The organism is Mycobacterium sp. 48b (assembly GCF_048282725.1).
Lineage (GTDB): Bacteria > Actinomycetota > Actinomycetes > Mycobacteriales > Mycobacteriaceae > Mycobacterium.
On the sequence record NZ_JBLVUL010000001.1, the window covers coordinates 5,099,781 to 5,123,150 of the forward strand.

The 23,370-nt window shown below is 67.2% G+C and carries 19 protein-coding genes; 6 read left to right on the forward strand and 13 right to left on the reverse strand.

What is annotated here, in order from left to right; all coding sequences use genetic code 11:
- Position 1 precedes the first annotated feature (1 nt).
- Positions 2–1,387 (forward strand): mycothione reductase, encoded by a 1,386-nt coding sequence (gene mtr, locus ACNQR1_RS24915; protein ID WP_418048335.1) that lies wholly within the window; start codon positions 2–4, stop codon positions 1,385–1,387.
- On the opposite strand, the gene ACNQR1_RS24920 is transcribed toward mtr, so the two are convergent.
- Genes ACNQR1_RS24920 through ACNQR1_RS24950 form a run of 7 tightly spaced genes read right to left on the reverse strand, consistent with a single transcriptional unit; the run spans position 1,384 to position 7,876 of the window.
- Positions 1,384–2,484, reverse strand: coding sequence for a HoxN/HupN/NixA family nickel/cobalt transporter (locus ACNQR1_RS24920; RefSeq protein ID WP_418048336.1), 1,101 nt, complete (start codon positions 2,482–2,484; stop codon positions 1,384–1,386). The two genes, mtr and ACNQR1_RS24920, sit on opposite strands and share 4 nt — an antisense overlap.
- A 56-nt stretch (positions 2,485–2,540) precedes the next feature.
- Complete coding sequence (locus ACNQR1_RS24925) at positions 2,541–2,870, reverse strand: ArsR/SmtB family transcription factor (RefSeq protein ID WP_418048337.1); 330 nt, start codon at positions 2,868–2,870, stop codon at positions 2,541–2,543.
- Positions 2,871–2,879: 9 nt separating this feature from the next.
- Entirely contained in the window at positions 2,880–3,608 is a 729-nt protein-coding gene (locus ACNQR1_RS24930; protein WP_418048338.1) for a FadR/GntR family transcriptional regulator, read from the reverse strand.
- Positions 3,609–3,625: 17 nt separating this feature from the next.
- Positions 3,626–4,399: a 3-oxoacyl-ACP reductase gene (locus tag ACNQR1_RS24935; RefSeq protein ID WP_418048339.1), complete on the reverse strand. Its 774-nt coding sequence runs from the start codon at positions 4,397–4,399 to the stop codon at positions 3,626–3,628.
- Entirely contained in the window at positions 4,400–5,764 is a 1,365-nt protein-coding gene (locus tag ACNQR1_RS24940; RefSeq protein ID WP_418048340.1) for an aldehyde dehydrogenase family protein, read from the reverse strand. It abuts the gene before it with no gap.
- Positions 5,761–6,522, reverse strand: a complete 762-nt coding sequence (locus ACNQR1_RS24945) for a gamma-glutamyl-gamma-aminobutyrate hydrolase family protein (RefSeq protein WP_418048341.1) — start codon at positions 6,520–6,522, stop codon at positions 5,761–5,763. The genes ACNQR1_RS24940 and ACNQR1_RS24945 overlap by 4 nt, the downstream gene beginning before the upstream one ends.
- The gene (locus tag ACNQR1_RS24950; RefSeq protein ID WP_418048342.1) at positions 6,509–7,876 is read right to left on the reverse strand and encodes a glutamine synthetase family protein; all 1,368 of its coding nucleotides are present in this window, start codon (positions 7,874–7,876) and stop codon (positions 6,509–6,511) included. Before ACNQR1_RS24950 ends, ACNQR1_RS24945 begins: the two co-directional genes overlap by 14 nt.
- Before the next feature lie 188 nt (positions 7,877–8,064).
- On the opposite strand from ACNQR1_RS24950, the gene ACNQR1_RS24955 reads away from it, so the two are divergent.
- Positions 8,065–9,654 (forward strand): amino acid permease, encoded by a 1,590-nt coding sequence (locus ACNQR1_RS24955; protein ID WP_418048343.1) that lies wholly within the window; start codon positions 8,065–8,067, stop codon positions 9,652–9,654.
- Here ACNQR1_RS24955 and ACNQR1_RS24960 read toward each other — a convergent pair whose 3' ends face one another.
- On the reverse strand, positions 9,655–12,981 hold the full coding sequence (locus ACNQR1_RS24960) for an SNF2-related protein (protein WP_418048344.1): 3,327 nt from the start codon (positions 12,979–12,981) through the stop codon (positions 9,655–9,657).
- Between the two features lie 97 nt (positions 12,982–13,078).
- On the opposite strand from ACNQR1_RS24960, the gene ACNQR1_RS24965 reads away from it, so the two are divergent.
- Complete coding sequence (locus tag ACNQR1_RS24965; protein WP_418048345.1) at positions 13,079–14,884, forward strand: N-acetylglutaminylglutamine amidotransferase; 1,806 nt, start codon at positions 13,079–13,081, stop codon at positions 14,882–14,884.
- The gene (gene ngg / locus ACNQR1_RS24970) at positions 14,881–16,668 is read left to right on the forward strand and encodes an N-acetylglutaminylglutamine synthetase (protein WP_418048346.1); all 1,788 of its coding nucleotides are present in this window, start codon (positions 14,881–14,883) and stop codon (positions 16,666–16,668) included. The genes ACNQR1_RS24965 and ngg overlap by 4 nt, the downstream gene beginning before the upstream one ends.
- A gap of 118 nt (positions 16,669–16,786) precedes the next feature.
- On the opposite strand, the gene ACNQR1_RS24975 is transcribed toward ngg, so the two are convergent.
- The 5 genes from ACNQR1_RS24975 to ACNQR1_RS24995 form a co-directional block, all read right to left on the reverse strand.
- Positions 16,787–17,350: an alpha/beta fold hydrolase gene (locus ACNQR1_RS24975; RefSeq protein WP_418048347.1), complete on the reverse strand. Its 564-nt coding sequence runs from the start codon at positions 17,348–17,350 to the stop codon at positions 16,787–16,789.
- 63 nt (positions 17,351–17,413) lie between these two features.
- Positions 17,414–18,088, reverse strand: a complete 675-nt coding sequence (locus ACNQR1_RS24980; RefSeq protein WP_418048348.1) for a hypothetical protein — start codon at positions 18,086–18,088, stop codon at positions 17,414–17,416.
- A gap of 9 nt (positions 18,089–18,097) precedes the next feature.
- A complete protein-coding gene (locus ACNQR1_RS24985) occupies positions 18,098–19,603 on the reverse strand; it encodes a cobyric acid synthase (RefSeq protein ID WP_418048349.1) in 1,506 nt (501 codons plus the stop codon).
- 10 nt (positions 19,604–19,613) lie between these two features.
- Positions 19,614–20,471: a type I methionyl aminopeptidase gene (gene map / locus ACNQR1_RS24990; protein WP_418048350.1), complete on the reverse strand. Its 858-nt coding sequence runs from the start codon at positions 20,469–20,471 to the stop codon at positions 19,614–19,616.
- A 16-nt stretch (positions 20,472–20,487) separates the two neighbouring features.
- On the reverse strand, positions 20,488–21,072 hold the full coding sequence (locus ACNQR1_RS24995) for a TetR family transcriptional regulator (protein ID WP_418048351.1): 585 nt from the start codon (positions 21,070–21,072) through the stop codon (positions 20,488–20,490).
- Between the two features lie 41 nt (positions 21,073–21,113).
- Here ACNQR1_RS24995 and ACNQR1_RS25000 point away from each other — a divergent pair, with 41 nt between their 5' ends.
- Together ACNQR1_RS25000 and ACNQR1_RS25005 are read left to right on the forward strand one after the other, a co-directional pair.
- Entirely contained in the window at positions 21,114–22,175 is a 1,062-nt protein-coding gene (locus ACNQR1_RS25000) for a DUF1214 domain-containing protein (protein WP_418048352.1), read from the forward strand.
- On the forward strand, positions 22,172–23,359 hold the full coding sequence (locus tag ACNQR1_RS25005; RefSeq protein ID WP_418048353.1) for a sulfotransferase family protein: 1,188 nt from the start codon (positions 22,172–22,174) through the stop codon (positions 23,357–23,359). The genes ACNQR1_RS25000 and ACNQR1_RS25005 overlap by 4 nt, the downstream gene beginning before the upstream one ends.
- The last annotated feature ends 11 nt before the right edge of the window (positions 23,360–23,370 follow it).

Consider the following 23,370-nt stretch of genomic DNA (forward strand, 5'->3'; position numbering starts at 1 on the left):
CATGGAGCACTACGACCTGACGATCATCGGCACCGGCTCGGGCAACAGCATTCTCGACGAGCGTTACGCCGGCAAGAAAGTCGCGATCTGCGAGCAGGGCACGTTCGGCGGCACCTGCCTGAACGTCGGCTGCATCCCGACCAAGATGTTCGTCTACGCCGCCGAGGTCGCGAACACCGTCGCCGAATCCGCCCGGTACGGCATCGATTCGCACATCGACAAGGTGCGCTGGCCCGACATCGTCGCGCGGGTGTTCGGCCGCATCGACCCGATCGCCGCCGGCGGCGAGGACTATCGCCGCAACGACCCGAACATCACGGTGTACGCCAGCCATACCCGGTTCGGACGCAAGACCGCCGACGGCCGCTACACGCTGCGCACCGAAGCCGGCGACGAATTCAGCAGCGACCAGGTGGTGATCGCGGCCGGATCACGCGCCTACGTGCCGCCGGCCATCCTGGACTGCGGCGTCACGTACTACACCAGCGATGACGTCATGCGTATCCCCGAGCTGCCCGAACACCTGGTGATCGTCGGCGGCGGGTTCGTCTCTGCCGAGTTCGCCCATGTGTTCTCGGCGTTGGGTGTGCGAGTCACCATCGTGGTCCGCGGTGACTGCCTCCTCAGCCATTGCGACGAGACGATCTGCCGGGAGTTCAGCGCGCTGGCCGCCGAGAAGTGGGACGTGCGGACCCATGAGAACGTGATCGGCTCACGTCACGAGGGCGACCAGATCGTTCTGGAACTCGACGACGGCAAGACGCTGCCCGCCGACATGCTGCTGGTGGCCACGGGCCGGGTCCCCAACGGCGATCTGCTCGACGCCGAGCTCGCCGGAGTGGAAATCGACGAGGACGGTCTGGTCATCGTCGACGAATACCAACGGACAACGGCACGTGGCGTTTTCGCGCTCGGCGACGTGTCCTCGGAGTACCAGCTCAAGCATGTGGCCAACCACGAGTCCCGGGTCGTCAAGGAGAACCTGCTGCGCGACTGGGATGACACCGGCGCGATGGTGCGCAGCGATCACCGGTTCGTGCCTTCGGCGGTGTTCACGGACCCGCAGATCGCCACGGTCGGGTTGACCGAGGAGCAGGCCCGCGACGAGGGATGTGACGTCGTCACCAAGATCCAGGCCTACGGCGACACCGCATACGGCTGGGCGATGGAAGACACCACCGGCATCGCCAAACTGATCGGCGATCGGGCCACCGGCAAGATCCTGGGCGCCCACATCATGGGCCATCAGGCGTCTTCGATCATCCAGCCGCTGATCCAGGCGATGAGCTTCGGCCAGACCGCCCATGAAGTTGCCCGGGGCCAGTACTGGATTCATCCGGCGCTACCCGAGGTGATCGAGAACGCGCTGCTGGGCCTGACCGACTAGGCCCGCGCGGCCCAACGCTCCTCGATCCGGCCGAACCGCCAGATCCCCAGGGCCACAATCCAGCTCAATACAAAGAGACCGACGATCGCGAACCCGACGAACTCGAGGTCGGCCGAACCGATGAATGCCAGCGGGCCCGTGGTGATGCCGAGGCGCTCGACCAGCAGACCGGCCAGAACGATGACGCCGATCACCAGCGCCACGATCACCGACAACACGGTGACCGTCAGGTTGTAATAGACCTTGCGGACCGGCTGCAGGAACGCCCAGCCGTAGGCCCGCGACATGAAGATTCCGTCCACGCTGTCGAACAGGCTCATCCCTGCCGCGAAGAGCACCGGCAGCACGAGGATGGCGTACCAGGGCAAGGTGAACGCTGCCGCACCCGCCGCCAGCACCAGCAGTGCCACCTGGGTTGCGGTGTCGAAGCCCAGGCCCATCAGAAAGCCGACCGGGTACAGGTGCCACGGCTTGCTCACCCGTCGCATGAACCGGCCGAGCAGACGGGCCAAAAAGCCCCGCTGTTGAAGTTGACGTTCGAGCTCGGCCTCGTCGAAGTTTCCGCTACGCATGGCGCGGAAGGTCTTGGCGATCCCGACAGCGGCGAACAGATTCGTCAGGCCGATCAGGATGAGGAACGTCCCGGCCACCACCGACCCCACCAGCCCGAGGGTCTGCAGCATCGGCGAATCCTCGTTCTGCACCGGTCCGGCCAGTGCATGGACTCCGAACGCCAACAGCAGGGCGAGTCCGAACACCACGCTGGAATGCCCCAGCGAGAACCAGAATCCGGCCGAGAGCGACCGGGTGCCCTCACCGACGAGCTTTCGGGTGGTGTTGTCGATGACGGCGATGTGGTCGGCATCGAAGGCGTGCCGCACGCCCAACAGGTAGGCGGTGACCCCGAGCCCGACCCCGAACACACCGGCCGACCCCAACGTGATGTGTTGCGGCGCGACCCCGAAAATCAGCACGCCCCAACCGAATACGTGCAACAACAGCACGACCGCGGCGACCCTCGCGATCGACGTCCAATCGGCGCGGTCGAAGGGCCGCGGCTTCGTCGTCGTCACCTCGGGAACCGCGCCAATGGTCATTTGTCGAGCCTAGGACGGCACCAGATATCTGTCCAGATGAACAGATGAACACGGTTTCAGCCGTGCCGTGCCCCGATCCAATGCAGCAGGTCGTGCACCGTCTCGTCGTCGAGGCGGTAATTCACCGTGCGGCCGACCCGGGTCGAGGTGACCCAACCCTGGTCCCGAAGCACCCGCAACGCCTGGGACACCGCGTTCTCCGAACGACCCAGGGCGGTGGCCAGATCGCCGACACAGATACCGGGCGCCCGGTGCAGGCCGAGCAGGATCTCCAGTCGGTGCGGGTCGGACAGCAGATCGAAACGCTGCGCCCACCCTGAGGTGTCGACATCGGCCAGGGCCGATGACGCGCGCTCGACCTGGACCTCTTTGCCGTGCTGGACCACGGTACGAATCTAATCCAGAAAGCCGTGCAGCAAGGCCGAAGATCCCCCGACGTGGGCCAGCATGGCCTCCGCGGCCCGTTCACCGTCACCGGCCAGGATCGCCATGACGATCGCTTCGTGTTGCTCGTCGGAGTGCGCGATGTTGCGCGGCAGCAACGGGATCTGATCCAGCAGGGCGTTGAGCCGCATGCGGTTCTCGGCGATCAGCGGCACCAGTGACGGGGACCCCGCCGCCTCCGCGATGGCCAGGTGCAACCGCGAATCCAACCGGCGGTAATCGTCAGGTTCGGCGGCGCGGACATCGGCCAGCCGCGACCAGAGGCCATCGCGCTCGGCCGCGCTCAGGGTACGCCCGGCCGCCATCCGCGCCGCTCCGACCTCGAGGATCTCGCGCAACCGCAACGCGTCATCGATCTCCTCGCGCGTCGGCCTCGGGCCGTCGGCGGTGTGCCGGGGAAGCTCTTGCGCCAGGAAGGTGCCGCCGTACCGCCCCCGCTTGGACACCAGGTAGCCGGCGTCGGCCAGCGATTTGATCGCCTCCCGGACCGTGTCGCGGCTGACCCCGAGGCGGGCGGCCAGCTCACGCTCGGGCGGCAACGACTCCCCCGGACCCAGCACGCCCAGCCGGATCGTCTCCAGCAGCCGGCCGACGGTGTCCTCGAAGGCGTTGCCCAGCCGGACCGGACGCAGCAGGGCACCTGCCGCCGCGGCGGGCTGCGGGTCCGGTTCGGCTGTCATGGTGAGCTACCAGCGTGTCACAGCGGCGTGACGTAGGCCGAGCTGATGCCGCCGTCCACCAGGAACGTGGAGCCCGTGATGAACGACGAGTCGTCACTGGCCAGGAACGCCACCGCCGCGGCCAACTCCTCGGGCTCGGCGAACCGGCCCAGCGGTATGTGCACCAGCCGCCGGGCCGCACGCTCGGGATCCTTGGCGAACAATTCCTGCAGCAGCGGCGTGTTCACCGGGCCGGGGCACAAGGCGTTGACCCGGATCCCCTGCCGCGCGTACTGCACCCCGAGTTCGCGGGACATCGCCAGCACTCCACCCTTGGATGCGGTGTAGGAGATCTGGGAGGTGGCCGAACCCATCACCGCGACGAACGAGGCGGTGTTGATGATCGATCCCTTGCCCGCGGGCACCATGTGCCGAAGGGCGGCCCGGCAGGACAGGTACACCGATTTCAGGTTGACGTCCTGGACCCGCTGCCAGGCCGGCAGTTCGGTGGTCTCGATCAGGTCGTCGTCGGGCGGCGAGATCCCGGCGTTGTTGAAGGCGATGTCGACCGAACCGAATGTCGCCGCCGCAGTGTCGAAGAGATGATCGACGGCATCCTGGTCGGCCACATCGACGCCGACGAACAGTCCGTCGAGTTCCTCGGCGGCGGCCTCGCCCGTCGCCGGGTCGATGTCACCCACCACGATCGTGGCGCCCTCCGCGCGCAGCCGCCGTCCGGTGGCCAGGCCGATGCCGCTCGCGCCACCGGTGATGACGGCCACCTTGCCCGCCAGGCGTTGGGTCAGATCCATCTACAACTCCTCTACTGCGAAGAAGACATTCTTGGTTTCGGTGAAAGACAGTGGTGCGTCGGGCCCGAGTTCGCGCCCCAGGCCGGACTGCTTGAACCCGCCGAACGGCGTGTTGTAACGCACCGACGAGTGTGAATTGACGCTGAGATTGCCCGATTCGACCGCCCGCGACACCCGAACCGCGCGCGAGAGGTCATCGGTCCAGATCGAGCCCGACAAGCCGTAGGGCGTGTCGTTGGCCAGCGCAATCGCATCGGCCTCGTCCTCGAACGGCAGCACCGTCACCACCGGACCGAAGATCTCCTCGGTCACGGTGCGGTCGGCGCGCTGCGGCGTCAACACCGTTGGTGGGAACCAGAACCCGGGACCGTCCGGTGCCGAACCGCGGAATGCCACCGGGGCATCGTCGGGGACGTAGGACGACACCGACTCCCAGTGCGGGCGTGATACCAACGGCCCCATCTCGGTGCCGCGGACGGTGGGGTCTCCCACCGCGACGCCCTTGACCGCCGGTTCCAGCAGCTCCATGAAGCGGTCGTAGACCTTGCGCTGCACCAGGATCCGGCTACGCGCGCAGCAGTCCTGTCCGGCGTTGTCGAACACCCCGTACGGCGCGGTGGCCGCGGCCTTCTCCAGATCGCAGTCGTCGAACACGATGTTCGCGCTCTTGCCACCCAATTCCAGGGTCACCCGCTTGACCTGGGCCGCCGCCCCGGCCATCACGCGCATCCCCACCTCGGTGGATCCGGTGAACACCACCTTGCGCACGCCGGGGTGGGTGACGAACCGTTCCCCGACCACCGAGCCCTTGCCGGGCAGCACCTGGAAAAGCCCTGCCGGCAAACCCGATTCGACGGCGAGTTCACCGAGCCTGATCGTGGTCAGCGGGGTCCACTCGGCGGGCTTGAGCACCACCGCGTTGCCTGCGGCCAGAGCCGGGGCGAAGCCCCACGCGGCGATGGTCATCGGGAAGTTCCACGGCGTGATGATGCCGACGACACCCAGCGGTTCGTTGAACGTGACGTCCAGGCCGCCGGCAACCGGGATCTGCTTGCCGTTCAACCGTTCCGGAGTCGCCGAGTAGAACTGCAGCACATCCCGGACGTGGCCCGCCTCCCATTCGGCCTGCCCGATCGGATGCCCCGAATTGGCGACCTCTAGAGCCGCCAGCTCGTCGACGTGGGAGTCGACCGCGGCGGCGAACGCGCGCAAGCCTGCCGCCCGCTCGGCCGGCGCCAGCCGGGCCCATGCCCGCTGCGCCTCGGCGGCACGCGCCACCGCGTCATCGACGGCGGACACGTCGAGGAGGTCGACGGTGGTCAGCAGCTCCTCGGTGGCCGGATTGATGACCTGGCTGGATGTCATGAGATCCTTTCTGTTGCATAGGTTCCGGCCGCATCGACCAGGGCGGCGAACAGCCTCAGGTCATCGAGAGTCTCCTCCGGATGCCATTGCACGCCCAGTACGAACACGTCGCCGGGTAGCTCGACGGCCTCGATCACCCCGTCGGCATCCCGGGCGCTGACCACCAGGCCCTCGCCCAGTAGGTCGATGGCCTGATGGTGATAGCACTGCGCATCGGAGGACTCGCCGATCAGAGCCGACAGCCGGGTGTTCGGCACGGTACGTACCGTCGAGGTGCCGAACACCGCATTGCCCTTCTGGTGATGGGTGCTCCCGATGACATCGGGCAGATGCTGGTGCAGCGTGCCACCGAGCGCGGCGTTGAGCACCTGCGCCCCACGACACACGCCCAACACCGGAATGCCCCGCTGCAGGGCACTTTCCAGCAGAGCGAATTCCCAGGCGTCACGCCCGGTGTCCGGTTCATTGGTGGCCGGATGCGGCTGTTGTCCGTAGCGGGCCGGGTCGACGTCCGGGCCGCCGGTGATCACCAGACCGTCGAGGCGGTCGAGCACCCGGTTGGCGATGTCGCGGTCCACCGCTTGGGGCGGCAGCAGCACTGCCGTCCCACCGGCCCGGGTGATGCCTTCAAAGTAGACCTGCGGCAGGAAGCTGGCCCGCACATCCCAGACCCCCGTCTGCGCCTGCTGCAGATACGTCGTCATGCCGATCACGGGCCCGACCCGGACGCCCGCACCGGAGGAATCAGAGCCGCTCAAAACCGCGCACCCTCTCCCAGTCCGTCACCGCGGAATTGAAGGCTGCCAATTCGATCCGCGCGTTGTTCAGGTAATGCTCGACAACGTCGTCCCCGAATGCCGCGCGTGCCACCTCGGACTTCGCGAACAACTCGGCCGCCTCGGCCAGGGTGGTGGGCAACCGCTGCGCCTCGCTGGCATAGGCGTTGCCCGGCAGCGCGTCGGGCAGTTCCATCTCGTGATCGATGCCGTACAGGCCACCGGCGATCAGGGCCGACACGGCCAGGTACTGGTTGACGTCGCCTCCCGGCGCCCGGCATTCCACCCGCATGCCCGCCCCATGACCCACCACGCGCAGCGCACAGGTGCGGTTGTCCATCCCCCAGGCGATAGCCGTGGGCGCGAAGCTGCCGTCGGCAAACCTCTTGTAGGAGTTGATGTTCGGTGCGTAGAACAATGTCAGCTCACGCAGCGTGGCCAGTTGGCCTGCGATGAAGCTGCGAAACATGGGCGACATCCCGTGCGGGCCGGTCTCGTCGGCGAAGACCGGTGACCCGTCCTCGCCGCGCAGCGAGATGTGAATGTGACAGCTGTTGCCCTCGCGTTCATCGAATTTCGCCATGAACGTCAGGCTCTTGCCGTGCTGGTCCGCGATCTCCTTGGCACCGTTCTTGTAGATGGTGTGGTTGTCGCACGTGCTGCGGGCGTGGTCGTAGCGGAACGCGATCTCCTGCTGACCCAGGTTGCACTCCCCCTTGACGCCCTCGCAGTACAGTCCCGCACCCTCCATACCGAGGCGGATGTCGCGCAGCAATGGCTCCATCCGGGTGGAAGCCATCATGGCGTAGTCGACGTTGTAGTCGGTGGCCGGTGTCAGGTTGCGGTAGCCGGCAGCCCAGGCCTCACGAAAGGTGTTGTCGAACACCATGAATTCGAGCTCGGTCCCGACGTAGGGGACCAGCTTCCGCTCGGTCAGCCGGTCGATCTGCCGGTTGAGAATGCTGCGCGGCGCCTGCTCGACCGGGCTGCCGTCGAGCCACGACAGGTCTGCCATCACCAGCGCGGTGCCGGGCAGCCACGGGATCAAGCGCAAGGTGCTGAAGTCGGCGGTCATCACCATGTCGCCGTACCCGGTGTCCCAGCTCGACATCGAGTAGCCACCGACGGTGTTCATGTCGACATCGACTGCGAGCAGGTAGTTACAACACTCGGCGCCGTGCGCGGCGACCTCCTCGACGAACAACCGTCCCGAAACCCGCTTGCCCGTCAGCCGGCCCTGCATGTCGCAGAAGGCGACGACGACGGTGTCGATCTCTCCCGCCGCCACCATTTGCTCCAGGTCGGCCCGTGCCAGCATGCCGGGGTTCTGGCTCATTGCGCACCCTCCTGCCCGTGTGGGACTCGGTGGCCAACCTGACGTCGAGCCGACCATTGCCTCACCGATAACGTCATGATCGTGCCCCGATTCAGCATGATTGTCACGCTCGAAAGGTAGGACAGCAGACCAATAACGCTCTATTGTCCGTGTGCAGACCGCCCACGCCCTGCACACGAGGAGCCGCCATGCCCGAGGGGCACGAAGAACTCACCGAACACCTCACCGACGACGAACAACATCTTGCCAAGCTCGGTTACGTCCAGGAACTGCAGCGGTCCTGGTCGGGATTCTCCAACTTCGCGATCTCGTTCTCCATCATCTCGATCCTGGCCGGCTGCTTCACCTCGTTCGGTCTGGGCTGGAACAACGGCGGCCCGGCAGCCATCGCCTGGGGCTGGCCGATCGTCTCGGTCTTCATCCTGATCATCGGATTCTGCCTGGCCGAACTCGTCTCCGCCTATCCCACCTCCGGCGGAATCTATTGGTGGGCTTCCAAACTCGGCGGCCCGAAGGCCGGCTTCTACACCGGCTGGCTCAACCTGATCGGCCTGATCGCGATCTTGGCCTCGGTGTCCTACGGCAGCGCGACATTCCTCGACCTCACCCTGGGCACTTTCAGTGAGAGTTGGCTCGCCGACTACAGCCTGACCCGGGTGTTCATCATGTTCCTGATCATTCTGGCGCTCTCGGCGGTCATCAACATCTTCTCGTCACACCTGCTGGCCGTCATCAACAACATCTCGGTGTGGTGGCATGTCGCGGGCGCCACCGCGGTGATCGCCATCCTGTGGCTGCTCCCGGACCAACACGCCAGCGTCTCCGACGTTTTCGCCAAGACCATCAACAACTCCGGGATCTTCTCCGGCTCCACATCCGGATGGGGATTCCTGCTTTTCGTATTACCCATCTCGGCCATCCTGACCCAGTACACGATCACCGGATATGACGCATCGGCGCATCTGTCCGAAGAGACCAAGAGTGCGGCCAATGCCGCCGCGAAGGGGATCTGGCAGTCGATCTTCTACTCGGCGATCGGCGGCTGGATCCTGTTGCTGTCGTTCCTGTTCGCCGTGCAGAACTCCGACGAGGTGTCGGCCAACGGTGGAGCGGTGGCGACGATCTTCACCCAGGCACTGGGATCGAAGTGGGCCGGCATCGTGCTGCTGATCGCCACCGCGGGTCAGCTCTTCTGCACCACCGCCTGCCAGACCAGCGCGTCGCGCATGCTGTTCGCATTCAGCCGCGACCGCGCGGTCCCGGGACACCAGCTGTGGTCGAAGGTCAGCGCGACCCGCGTGCCCGCCAACGCCGTCATCATCACCGCGGTGATCGCCGCCATCATCACGCTGCCCGCCATCGTGCCGGTGAAGATTCCGGTCAACGGAGTGGAAGTGCCCTCACCGGTCGCGTTCTATGCCGTCGTCTCGATCGGCGTGGTCGGGCTCTACCTGTGCTTCGCGGTGCCGATCTACTTCCGGTGGAAGGCAGGCGACTCGTTCGAGCAAGGCCGGTGGAACGTCGGAAACAAGTACAGGTGGATGGCGCCGGTGGCGATCGTCGAGATCATCGTCACCTCGGTCATCGCGATGTTCCCGACCTCGCTGGGCGGCATGCCGTGGGATCCGAGCTTCCAGTGGAAGTTCGTGAACTACACCCCGCTGCTGGTCGGTGGCGTACTGGTGCTGCTGTTCATCTACTGGCACGTCTCGGTGAAGCACTGGTTCACCGGACCGATCAAGCAGGTGGACGCCCCGGCCGCCGAACTGCCGGGCTGATCAGCCGAGCAGTTCGCGGATATCGGAGGCGGAGATGGTCGAGCCGAACAGATCTCCGTCGTCGACCACCGCGGCGAAAAGGGCCCGTTTGCGGTCCTGCAATGCGACCACCTTCTCCTCGATGGTGTTCTCTGCGACCAGCCGATAGACGCTGACCGGCCGGGTCTGCCCGATGCGGTGGGCCCGGTCGACGGCCTGAGCCTCCGCGGCCTGACTCCACCACGGGTCGCACAGGAAGCAGTAGTCGGCGGCGGTGAGGTTGAGCCCGAATCCACCCGCTTTCAGGCTGATCAGGAACACCTGCTTGGTTCCGGCGCCGAATTCCTCGATGGCTCTGGCCCTTCCGTCGGAGTCCACCGAACCGTCGAGGTAGCTGTAGGCGACACCCGCGGAATCCAGGTGGGCCCGCACGATGGCGAGGAACCCGGTGAACTGGCTGAACACCAGCGCGCTGTGCCCCTCGGCGACCAGCTGGTCGAGCTGTTCGACGAGGAAGTCGATCTTGGCCGATCCCACCGAGCGTGCGGAGTCGTCGACCAAACCCGGGTGCAGACTGAGTTGCCGCAGCAGGGTCAGCGACCGGAAGATCTGGAACCGGTTCTTCTCCCAGTCCCCCAGCAGTCCCAGCACCTTCTGCCGTTCCCGGGCCAGCCGCGTGTCGTAGATCTTGCGATGTTTGGCGCCGAGGCCGATGGTGAGCACCTGTTCGCTCTTCGGCGGCAGCTCGCTGACCACCTGACTTTTCGTGCGCCGCAACAGCACCGGCTTGATCCGCCTGCGCAGCACCGGGAGCAGGTCGTCGGCCTGGCCTGATTCGATCGGCTTGCGGAAATACGTCTCGAACACCTTGGGCGAGGGGAACAACCCGGGCACCGTGATCGACAGCAGCGACCACAACTCCATCAGGTTGTTCTCCATCGGGGTGCCGGTGATGGCCAACTTGAACGGAACGTCGAGCAGACGCGCGGCCTGATGGGTCTTGCTGTGATGGTTCTTGACGAACTGTGCTTCGTCGAGAACCATCCCGGCCCACTGGATTTGCGAGTACGCGGCGACATCCATGCGCAGCAGCGTGTAGGACGTGACGACGATGTCCGCCGCGGCCACCTGTTCGGCCAGTCCGGCGGCTGCCCGGGCATTGGTCGAGGTCACCACCACCGCGTTCAGTCCAGGGGTGAACTTGCGGCATTCGGCAACCCAGTTGCGCGCCACGCTGGTCGGCGCGACCACCAGAAACTTGCCCGCGCCGCCGGCCACGGCACGGGCGATGAGCGCCAGCGTCTGTACCGTCTTCCCGAGGCCCATGTCATCTGCGAGTACCCCGCCGATCCCGTTGTCCCACAGGAAAGAAAGCCAGTCCAGCCCATCACGCTGGTAGTCGCGCAGTTCCGCGTCGAGGCCGGCCGGAGGGTCGACGGGCACGGGAGGCCGTGCGGCGGCCAGACGGGCCAGATTGGCCCGCCACCGGGCGAGCTGCGCGTCGACGATGCCGAGCTCGAGGAGTTCGTCCCACAGGGTGATGTTCATCGACGCGGCATTGACCCGTTCCCCGTCGATCTCGCCGAGCGCCCGAGCTTCGTCGAGCAAGGCTCTGAACCGGACCAGCTCGGGCGTGTCAAGGCGGAAGTACATGCCCGATGGCAGCAGCATATGCGTTGCACCAGAGGACAATTCGCGGATCACCTCGGGCAGTGCGACCGTCTCGCCGTCGACACTCACCGTGATGTTCAGGTTGAACCAGTCACCGGGCACCGAGCTGTCCCCGGAGAACGACAGCACCGGATCAGCGCCGGCAGCCCGGTACCGGTCAGCGGCGTCGATCGTCAGATCCGAGAAGCAGTCCAGCTGCGGCAGGGTCTGATCGCACAGCACCGCAGCCTCCACCAGGGAGAGACTCACCCCGCCCAGCAGCGTGCGCTGCGACGCCACGGCAACCGCGTCCAGGACGCCCGCCGCGTTGACGATGGCCCGCAACTCGTGGACGGAATCGGTGTCCAGCGTCGCGGTTATCCGGCGGTTGACATGCTGCGCCGCTTGGCGTTTCCAGTCCTGGGCGGCCGCCGCGACCACCTGCAGCGCGGGCAGCACCCGCTGCCACAGTTCCTGTTCGGCGGCGACGTCGCGGTATCCGACCAACCCTGCCGCGGCCATCGGATCGAAGTCGTGGTGCTGATCGTTGACCTGGTAGCGCGTACTCCAGAACACCCGCGCGCCGCCGTCGACGGCCTTCACCGTCAGCGTGGCCATCGGGCCCGTGATGGTCGGCGGGACGAACAGCCCCTCGGCGACCTCCATGTCCACACTGCCTGCCAGGCGCGGCAGGATGTCGACCGCGAGTTGACGCGCCATGTCGGGCGGGATGTGTACCTGCTCGCGGTGACCGAGCAACTCGGCCATGGTGCGCCCCGGCACCGGGTCGAACGCCCCGAGCCGCAGTACCGAATCGACAACCTGGAACATCCCGTGCGGCGCAGGCATCCCGATCAGTCCGACGCCGTCGGGGTCGCTGTCCTGTCCGTCGACGATCAGTGCCACCGACATCACCGCCCCGCCGCGGCCCTCGGCCGCGAAGTCCAACCGGAGGTGGACGTTCTTGACCAGCTCGACCGCACGGATGCCACCGGCGGTGTCGGCCAGAACGGTCACACCCGCGTCCAGCACCTCCTCCAGCCGGGACCACAGCGTGGCCGGCATTCCGTTGAGCACCATCGCCTCGCCGCCGTGTGGCTGGGTGTGACGCGCGATCTCCGCGACCAGCGTCCGCACCGCCCGGTACTGGTCACGGTCGAACTCTCCGGCGTCGGGGTAGTCCACGAGGCGCCGCCAGGTCAGCGCGCGGGTGATCCAGGTACCGCGCTTGCCGAGGCTCAGGGGGCGCAGCATCAACACCGTGCCCGGGCGGTAGCGGGTCGGGGCGCCCACCGAGAATTCCAGCGCGATCGGTTTGCCGCCGCCGTCGGGCACGGCGACCTCGTCGAGCACCTTGTCGAGTACGTAGCGCCAACGCTCCACCGGCGAGTGGGCCGGGTCCGGCGGCGCGGCGGTCAGCACGAGGGCAACCGCATGTTTGCAGAACGACCCCACGGGGCATGAACACAGTGCCCACTCGACGACCGCCCGACTTCCCGGGGACAGTCCGACCTCAAGGACATACAACTGACCATGCGAGCCCACACACCGTCCGCGCAGCAGCCGCTCGTCGTCGTCGAACTCGACGTCACGGATCCGCCCCTCGGCGGCATACCGCTCACCACGCACGGTCGACTCCGCGCCGAAGTCGCGAATCAGCTCGTCACGGGCTATGCCGAAGCCGAATCCAGGCCTCATGTGAGGAGAATAGGGCCACTGTCCGACATGTCTTTGTCACACCCCCGACACACCGCGGGTAGCGCGCAGCCGACAGATCCTGTGTAGGGTCGAACTGATGTGTGGAGCCGCCGGGGAGGTGCGTCTCGATGGCCGTACGCCGGATATTTCAGCGGTGTCGGCCATGGCAGACGCGATGGCACCCAGGGGTCCGGACGCGGCCGGTGTGTGGTCGCAAGGCCGGGTCGCACTGGGTCACCGCCGCCTGAAAATCATTGACCTGACCGAAGCGGGCGCCCAGCCCATGGTTGATCCCGAACTGGGATTGACCGTTTGCTGGAACGGCTGCATCTACAACTACCAAGAGCTGCGCCGGGAACTGTCCGGGCACGGTTACCGCTTCTTCTCGCACAGCGACACCGAGGTGTTGCTCAAGGCCTACCACCACTGGGGTGACCGCTTCGTCGAGCACCTGATGGGGATGTTCGCGTTCGCGATCGTCGAGCGGGACACCGGCCGAGTGCTGCTGGGCCGGGACCGGCTGGGTATCAAGCCGCTCTACATCACCGAAGACGCCCACCGGATCCGGTTCGCGTCGTCGCTGCCCGCCCTGCTGGCCGGCGGTGGAGTCGACACTCGGATCGACCCGATCGCGCTGCACCACTACCTGACGTTCCATTCGGTGGTTCCGCCGCCGTTGACGATCCTGCAGGGCATCAAGAAGGTGCCGCCCGCGTCGGTGGTCGCGATCGAACCCGACGGCAGCCGGCACACCACGGTGTACTGGTCGCCGGACTTCACCCGCAACGCCGACCGGGCCGACTGGTCGGAAAGGGACTGGGAGGACGCGGTACTGGCCTCGCTGCGGCGAGCGGTCGAGCGCCGGTTGGTCGCCGACGTGCCGGTCGGATGCCTGCTGTCGGGCGGCGTCGACTCGTCTCTGATCGTCGGGCTGCTCGCCGAGGCCGGCCAGCACGACCTGTCCACCTTCTCGATCGGTTTCGAGTCCGTGGGCGGGGTCGCCGGCGACGAGTTCAAATACTCCGACATCATCGCCGAGCGCTTCGAGACCGACCACCACCAGATCCGCATCGACACCCACCGCATGCTGCCGGCGCTCGACGGTGCGATCGGTGCGATGAGCGAACCGATGGTCAGCCATGACTGCGTGGCCTTCTATCTGCTCAGCCAGGAAGTGGCCAAGCACGTCAAGGTGGTGCAGTCCGGACAGGGCGCCGACGAGGTTTTCGCCGGTTACCACTGGTATCCGCCGATGGCCGAACCGGGCGCGGCCGGTCTGGACGGCTCGGTGGCCAGCTACCGGGGCGCGTTCTTCGACCGTGACAGCGCCGGAGTGGGCGCGCTGATCAGTGACGGATACCGGGCCGACGGTGATCCCAGCGGGGTGTTCGTCACCGACCACTTCGCCGCGGCGGGCGCAGAGACCGGCGTAGACCGGGCGTTGCGTCTGGACACCACCGTGATGCTGGTCGACGATCCGGTCAAGCGCGTGGACAACATGACCATGGCGTGGGGGCTGGAAGGCCGCGTGCCGTTCCTCGATCACGAACTCGTCGAGTTGGCCGCCACCTGCCCGCCGGGTCTGAAGACCGCGTACGGCGGCAAGGGCGTACTGAAACAGGCTGCGCGCCGGGTGATTCCGGCGGCGGTCATCGATCGCCCGAAGGGATACTTCCCAGTCCCGGCGTTGACCCACCTCGAAGGGCCGTATCTGGACATGGTCCGTGATGCGCTGTATGCGCCGGAGGCCAAGGAGCGCGGCCTGTTCCGTCCCGAGGCCGTCGATCGCCTGCTGGCCGACCCGAACGGCAGACTGACCCCGTTGCGGGGCAATGAGTTGTGGCAGATCGCGCTGCTCGAATTGTGGTTGCAGCGCCACGGGGTGACGGGGTCCGCGGCGTGACCGCCACCGACCATGACGCGTCGGCCGCCTCGTTGGGGTCCGACCACACCGAGGCGATCACGCTCGGCCTGCACGATGCTTCACCGCAGCACCTCGTCGATGCCATGGCCGACGATGTGGTGCTCGAATTGGGTTGGGGTCGCCTGATTTTCGGGCAAACCTTCGCCGATCCCGAGCAACTCGCCGAGGTGCTGCAGCAGGAAGGTCCGGGCCGGCGCGACATCTGCATCTATGCGCGCGAGTCGCACGTACTGATCGCCCGCTCCCCCGCCGAGTTGTTCATCGACCCGAGCCACACCTATCGGCTGCGGTTCACCGACGACCTCGCCGCGGCCGAACCCGTCGGGTTCACCGTGCGCACCCTGCAGACACCGAGCGACGCCGACGCGATGAACCGGGTGTACGTACGGTGCGGGATGGTGCCCGCACCCGTCGATGTCATCTGGCACAACCACACCCTGACTCCCGCGGTGGTCTATCTGGTCGCGGTCCGCGATGACGACGGCTCCGTGGTGGGCACCGTCACCGGTGTGGACCACAAGCGGTTGTTCGCCGACCCGGAGGACGGGTCGAGCCTGTGGAGCCTGGCGGTGGACCCGGCGGCCGGGCTGCCCGGGGTCGGCGATGCACTGACCCGGACGCTGGCCGGCATCTTCCGCGAACGGGGCCGGGCCTACCTGGATCTGTCTGTGGCCCATGACAATTCCGCCGCGATCGCCCTGTACGAGAAGCTGGGCTTCCACCGGGTGCCGGTGCTGGCCGTCAAGCGCAAGAACGCCATCAACGAGCCGTTGTTCACCCATCCGCCGGAGACGGTCGACGATCTGAACCCGTACGCGCGGATCATCGCCGACGAGGCGATGCGTCGGGGTATTCGGGTCGAGGTGCTCGACGCGGGCGCGGGCGAGATGCGGCTGTCCCACGGCGGGCGCACAGTCATCACCCGAGAGTCGCTGTCGGAGTTCACTTCTGCGGTGGCGATGGCCCGCTGCGACGACAAGCGCCAGACCCGGCGCATCGTCTCCGACGCCGGTATCACGGTGCCGAAGGGCCGGCTGGCCACCTTCGACCACGAGGACCACGAGTTTCTGGCCGAGGTCGGCGATGTGGTGGTCAAGCCCACCCGCGGGGAGCAGGGCAAGGGCATCACCGTCGGGGTGGACGGCGGCGACGAACTCGACGCGGCGTTGCACCGGGCCCGCGAGCAGTACCCGGAGGTGCTGATCGAGCAGCGCGCCGCCGGCGACGATCTTCGCCTGGTGGTGATCAACGGCAAGGTGGTGGCCGCCGCCATCCGCCGGCCCGCCGAGATCGTCGGTACCGGGAGACACACCATCGGTGAGCTCATCGAGACGCAGTCGCGCCGCCGCGCGGCCGCCACCGGCGGAGAATCGCGCATCCCGATCGACGACGTCACCAAGGGGACGGTCGCCGAGGCCGGATGGTCATTCGACGACGTGCTGCCCGAGGGCGAGCGGCTGCGGGTGCGACGGACGGCAAACCTGCATCAGGGCGGGACGATCCACGACGTCACCGCCGAGGTGAACCCCGAGCTGTGCCGGGTGGGTGTGGCCGCCGCCGAGGCGATCGGTATCCCGGTGACGGGCATCGACCTGCTGGTCCCCGACGTGACCGGCCGCGAGTACGTCTTCATCGAGGCCAACGAACGCCCGGGCCTGGCCAATCACGAGCCGCAACCCACGGCCGCCGCGTTCGTGGATTTCCTGTTCCCGCAGCAGCCGGGTTTGCCGCAAGCCTGGACGCCTTCGGAGGCGGCTGACTGAGCGCCTGTGGCGGCTGACTGAGCGCGCGCATACCCCGCGTTGTCACTCCAGCGTGACACTCGGCGGCCGGAGCCACTCCAGCGTGACAAACCGTGGGCGTCCTGGATTTGAGCGCAGGTCACCAACTGCTGGTTCGCAGCACGATCTCGGCCGCGAGCTGTGCGGTCGAGTCACCGGCGTTGCGCCGGCCCGGCATCTCCACGAGCCGGAAGTCGCCATACACATAGCGTTGGCTGGCCTTGGCGACGGCACGGGCCGCGGGGGTGCTGACGAGCACGGTGGTGTTCATCTCCACCGGTGGGCAATCGTCGTCGCGGATCACTCCCGTGGCGTCGGCGACGCGGGGATGGCCGCGGTCGACCACCACCAACCCGATGAATTTGTCGAGCCGGGTGGCGGCCAGCTCCCAGGCCAGTTCTCCCCCGAGGCGGTCGCCTACCAGCAAAGCCCACTTGATGTTGAGCGAATCGAGGATGCCGACGACCGACTTGGCGGTCAGCCGCGGATCGGGTCCGATGATCACCGTGCGCAGTGAAGCAGTGTGCAACCGCCTGCAGATCGGCTCGTAGGCGGCAGGCCCGTGATGGCCGGCGCTCAGCACCACCACGGTGGAACCCTTGTCGGGCCCCGAGACGTCGACGGGTGTGGTGTATCCGTCGATCGTCGCGACGGTGGTAAGCATTCGGACAACCTACCGTCCAGTAGCCTCGGGCGGGCCGGAATCAGCATTGTCCTGACGACCGCGTCAGCGGGCCGCCAGACGCTCGGCCTGCATCCCGAAAACATCCAGAAATGTCTGCGGCAATGCACCTTTGGCAACGATCGTCGGATCCTGCGTGGGGAAGGCAATGCCGAAAACCGCCCAGTTGCCGACGTTTTCGAAGGCGAAGAAGATGCTCTGCTCGCCGGCGCCCAGTCGCATCGTCTGCTGATAGGCCAACGCCGTCGCACGCGGCGCCGCCAGCTTGGTGGTGGTCATCGGGATGCCGCTGTCCGACGGATCGAAGTAGGTGAAGAACTGTGCGCACCGCTCGGCCGTGGCGGCCAGCCGGTCCAACGGCAGCGGCGAGGTCAGCACGGTCAACACCATGCGCGCCCCGTCGAAGGCCACGACGATCTGTCCCGCACTGCCGGGGCCGCGCTCGGCGGATTCGGCGATCACCCTGGTCAACCCGTCACTGCAGCCGGCCGGCGTGGACAACATCGGCGGCGGTCCACTCGATCCGCCCGGGCCTGCGCCGTCATCGGTGACCCGATCGAACTGCACCCCGGGCGGGAAATCGGCGGGCGTCAGCAACACCTTCTCCAGCGTGGCGCCGGGCCACGTGGGCGAGCCGGCGATCACCGGAGCGCAGCCGGTCACCGTCAGCAGGGCGACCAGCCCGAACAAAGCTGCCACCGATCGATGGCGCCGAATCATCTGCCCAGGTTACCGAGGTGGGGCGAGGAGCGCAGTGCTCATGGTGGGCCGGGACGGCGCACCATGTCGCACCAGGTCCAGCACGGCGTCGAGGTCGAGATGGGCTGCCAGCAGGTCGGCCATCAGATCCAGCTGGGCATCGCGCCGGCCCCGCACATCGATGTCGTCAGCAACCACGAACCCGCCACGCCCGGCGCCGGCGGCGATCTCGGTGAGCCAGGCGCGGCGCAGCTCGTCGTTGTCCAGCAAGCCGTGCCAGTGGGTGCCGTAGACCGCGCCGCGGCGCAGCCCGACGCCCAGCCAGTCCTCGTCCGTCGCGCGGGTCACCTGGCCATGATGGATCTCATAGCCCCACAAGGGTTCTTCCCAGTGCCGCAGCGTCTTGTCGACGGCGAACTCGATGTCGGCGTCGAGCAGACCCAGGCCTTCGACGGTTACGGCTCCGGCTGCCCCGGCCTCGACGGCGTCGTCGATGCGACGGCACAGCATCTGGAACCCGCCACACACACCGAGCACAGGGCGGCCCTGCGCAGCGTGCGTGAGAATGGCCTCGGCCAGGCCGCGTTGGCGCAACCAGGCCAGATCGCTCACCGTGGCCTTGCTGCCGGGGATCACCACGAGGTCGGCACCGGTGAGGTCGGCGGCATCGGCGACCCACCGCACCGCGACGCCCGGTTCACAGGCCAACGCCTCGATGTCGGTGGAGTTGGAGATGCGTGGCAGTCTGACGGCGGCGACGGTCAGCGTCTGCGCGCCACGCGGCGGTTGCGGTGTGCCCACCATGCCGCCCGGCCGGACCGACACCGAATCCTCGGTGTCGAGCCAGATTCCGTCGTCGAACGGGATCACCCCGTAGGTGGGCCGGCCGGTCAGCTCCTGCAGCTGGTGTAGCCCCGGTTGCAGCAGGGCGGGTTCGCCGCGGAACTTGTTCACGATGAATCCCGCGATGAGCGCCTGGTCCTCGGGAGCCAGGACCGCCACGGTGCCGTGCAGGTGGGCCAGCAGGCCGCCGCGGTCGATGTCGCCCACCACGACGACCGGTAGGTCCGCGGCGCGCGCCAGTCCCATGTTGGCCAGGTCGGTCGCACGCAGGTTGATCTCGGCAGGCGAACCGGCTCCTTCACAGATCACGACGTCGAATTCGGATCTCAACGAGGCCAATTCGTCCGCGACGACCGCGGCGAGCCGGTTCCGGTGGGTGAAGTAGTCGCCCGCGGCCACCGTCCCGGCCACCTGGCCGCGGACCACCAGCTGCGAGGTGCGGTCACCGCCCGGTTTGAGCAGGATCGGGTTGAACCGGGTGCTGGGTGCCAGCCCGGCGGCGCGGGCCTGCATGGCCTGAGCCCGGCCGATCTCGCCGCCGTCGACGGTGACCGCCGAGTTGTTCGACATGTTCTGCGCCTTGAACGGCGCCACGGTCAGGCCTTTGCGGGCCAACAACCGGCACAGCCCGGCCACGACCATGGACTTGCCGGCGTCGGAGGTGGTCCCGGCGACCAGCAGCGCCCCGCTCACGGTGCGTGGTTCACGGCAGCGTGAGGATCTCGGCGCCGTCCTCGGTGACCACGAGCGTGTGCTCGAACTGAGCGGTCCACTTCCGGTCCTTGGTCACCACGGTCCAGTCGTCGTCCCAGATCTCGTAGTCCAGCGACCCGAGGTTGATCATCGGTTCGATGGTGAAGGTCATGCCCGGTTCCAGCACGGTCTCGACCGCGGGCTGGTCGTAGTGCAGCACCACCAGCCCGTTGTGGAACGTGGTGCCGATGCCGTGGCCGGTGAAGTCACGGACGACGTTGTAGCCGAACCGGTTCGCGTAGGCCTCGATGACCCGGCCGACGATCGACAGCGCGCGGCCGGGCTTGACCGCCTTGATGGCCCGCATGGTCGCCTCGTGGGTGCGTTCCACGAGCAGCCGGTGTTCCTCGGAGACGTCGCCGGCCAGGAAGGTGGCGTTGGTGTCGCCGTGCACTCCGTCGATGTATGCGGTGACGTCGATGTTGACGATGTCTCCGTCCTCGATCACCGTCGAGTCCGGGATGCCGTGGCAGATCACCTCATTCAGCGAGGTGCAGCAGGATTTGGGGAATGCCTTGTAGCCCAGCGTCGATGGATAGGCACCGTGATCGATCATGTACTCGTGGGCGATGCGGTCCAGCTCGTCGGTGGTGACGCCGGGTGCGACGGCCTTGCCGGCCTCGGCCAGGGCCGCTGCCGCGATCTGGCCCGCGACGCGCATCTTCTCGATCACCTCGGGGGTTTGCACCCAGGGTTCGCTGCCCTCTTGCACGGTGGGCTGCCAGGCGTACTCCGGCCGAGGGATCGACTTGGGGACCATCAGGGTCGGTGAGAGCACGCCGGGGCGCAGGGCGGTACGAACTGGCATGTGGACAGCTTAATCGTCAGCTCACCGACAACGCCCCCAGCGCCGTGCGCACCCGCTGCGGCAGCGACCCGCCGTGTTCGAGCCAGTCGTCGAGGGCGATGCGCACCGACGCCATCGCCAGCGCACCGATGAGGCGCGGCCGGGCGTCGTCCGCGGTCAGGTCGGCGAACCTGGGCGCCACCAGCTCGGCGATCGCCATCTCGTAGCCGACGTAGATCTGCAGGGTCCAGGCGTTCAGCGCCGGCGACGAGCGGGTCAATACGGCCAGCTCACGCACTTGATCGCTGATGGTGTCGAAACCGTCGCCGAGGTCGTGGAACGCCGCCAGCACGGCGTCGCGTGCCGACAATCCGCTGGGCTGGGCGGCCAGTTGCGCGGTGATCACGTCCAGCCAGTGCCTGGTCATCCCGTCGGCGACGGCGTCCTCCTTGGAGGAGAAGTACCGGAAGAAGGTGGCCCGTCCGACCTCCGCCTCGGCGGCGATCTGCTCCACCGTGGTTCCGGCGAGCCCGCCGGCGGCCACGAGCGTCGCGGCGCAGGCCGCGATCCGGTCGCGGGTGGCCTGCCGCTTGCGGATGTTCAAAGGGATCGGTTCGGTCATTTCCCATATGAGACTACGTCTCATTTGAGATTGTGTCTCGCATGAGTGAAGAACGTGCCCCGGAAACCCTCGACGCCTGGTGTTTCGTCCAGAAGATGCTCGGTGACATCACCGAGATCGTGAAAGCCGACGCCCGCGACGAGCGCGAACTGCTCGACGGGCTGCGGGCGGCGTCCCGGGTGACGGCCCTGTGCTCGGAACTGTCCGTGGAGGCCGATCCGGAATTGCCGTGGTTCTTCGACATGTGCTCGCCCACCAGGCTGGTCGGCGGTCCCAATCCCGACGGGCGCTACCTGCTCGCGATGATCCGCGGCGACCGCACCTACCGGATCACCGGAAGCCGGGGCACCACCGCCTATCTGGGTTTCCAGGTGCTGGCCGGCACCGGCATGACTCCGCGGCGGATGGCCGGCTATCTCAGCGACACCGAGCTCAAGCTCGACGGCGACTCGTTCACGATCATCGTCTCGGCCGAGCAGCCGGACGGGCTCGACGGCGCGCAGTGGCTGCAGATCCCCGCCGACGCGGCCTCGATCGTCGTGCGCGAGTACATCGGCGACGCGGCCTCGGAGACCCCGGCGACCCTGCAGATCGAGACCCTCGACGCCGGTCCCCCGCACGCACTGAGCGACGCCGAGGTGGCCGAGCAGTTCACCGCGATGGCCTGGACGCTGATGAAGCTGACGACGCTGCACCGCACCATCAAGCCCGAACTGCTGACCCGGCCCAATGAGCTCGTCACCGCCGAAGCCGCCGCGCTGGGATCCGCGGACACCACACCGGACAACCTCTACATGATCGGCACGTTCGACCTCGCCGACGACGAGACATTGCAGCTCGAGTTCACCCCGCCGGACACGCGCTACTGGAACGTGACGCTGGAGAACATCTGGCACGAGTGCATCGAGCCGCGGCGCAGACACAGTTCGGTGACCGATAGAGGCGTCGCGCCGGGTGCCGACGGAAGGGTCCGAATTGCCATCGGCAACAAGGATTCCGGCCACGGTCACTGGCTGGACACGGGTGGCCGTCGCCGCGGGTTCGTGGTGCTGCGCTGGCTGGACAACCCGGCCGCGCCCGAGGTGAAGGTGACGGTGCGATGACCCGGCACCGGTTCGATCCCGACACTCTGATCGCACAAGCCTGCGAGATCGCAGGCGGCGACGACTTCGGCGAACCCGACGGCTGGCGCGAGGATCTCACGCGTCTGGCCGACGGGCTGGCCGGCGAAGCCCGGCTCAACGATCTGGGCGTCGAGATCGCCGTCATGGACATCGTCAACCCACTGGTGCACCGCCTTCGGATCATGCAGTGGCGCAAGGATGATCCGGCAGTGGCAGCCACTCCTGTCGAGCGGCCCATCTTCATCGTCGGCCAGCCGCGCACCGGCACCACGATCCTGTTCGACCTGCTGGCCCAGGATCCCGCGCTACGGCCGCCGCTCACGTGGGAGGTCGACGCGCCGTGGCCGTTGCCGCAGCCCGGCACCTACGCCACAGATCCGCGCATCGCCCAGATCCAGGCCAACATCGAGATGTCGGAGCAGCTGGTGCCCGGTCTGCTGGCTCATCACCCGATGGGTGCGTTGGTCGGGCAGGAGTGCGTACGGATCTCGGCCGGGCAGTTCTGCAGCATGATCTTCTCGACCCAGTACCGGCTGCCCACCTACTATCGCTGGCTGCTCCATGATGCCGACCACCGCAACGCCTACCGCTACCACCGGATGTTCCTGCAGCACCTGCAATCCGGAGTGCCTGGTGTCGGAGCACCGACGCAGTGGCTGCTGAAATCCCCCGCGCATCTGTGGCAGCTCGACGCCTTGGTCTCCGAGTACCCGGATGCGCTGATCGTGCAGACCCACCGCGATCCGCTCAACGTGATCTCCTCGATCGCCGCACTCACCACGCACCTGCGGCGGCTGGCCTCCGATCACAGCGACATCACCGAGTGTGCCCAGCAGTCGCGTGAGGAGATCGTCGTGGGACTGGAGAACTCGATGAAGGCCCGCGACTCCGGGATTCTGGCCCCGGGCCAGATCGTCGACGTCCAGTTCGCCGACTTCATCCGCGACCCGTTCACCACGATCCGCGGCATCTACGAAGCACTGGACCGCGAATTCACCCCCGTGGCCGAGCAGCGCATGCGGGACTTCCTGACCGCTCACCCCGGAGACAACGGCGGTGCGCGCTACACCTGGAGCAACACCGGTCTCGACGCCGGGGAGGTGCGTGCCCAGGTCACCGGCTATCAGGAGCGGTTCGGCGTGCCCACCGAGGCGCTGCGGTGAGCCCTGAGGAG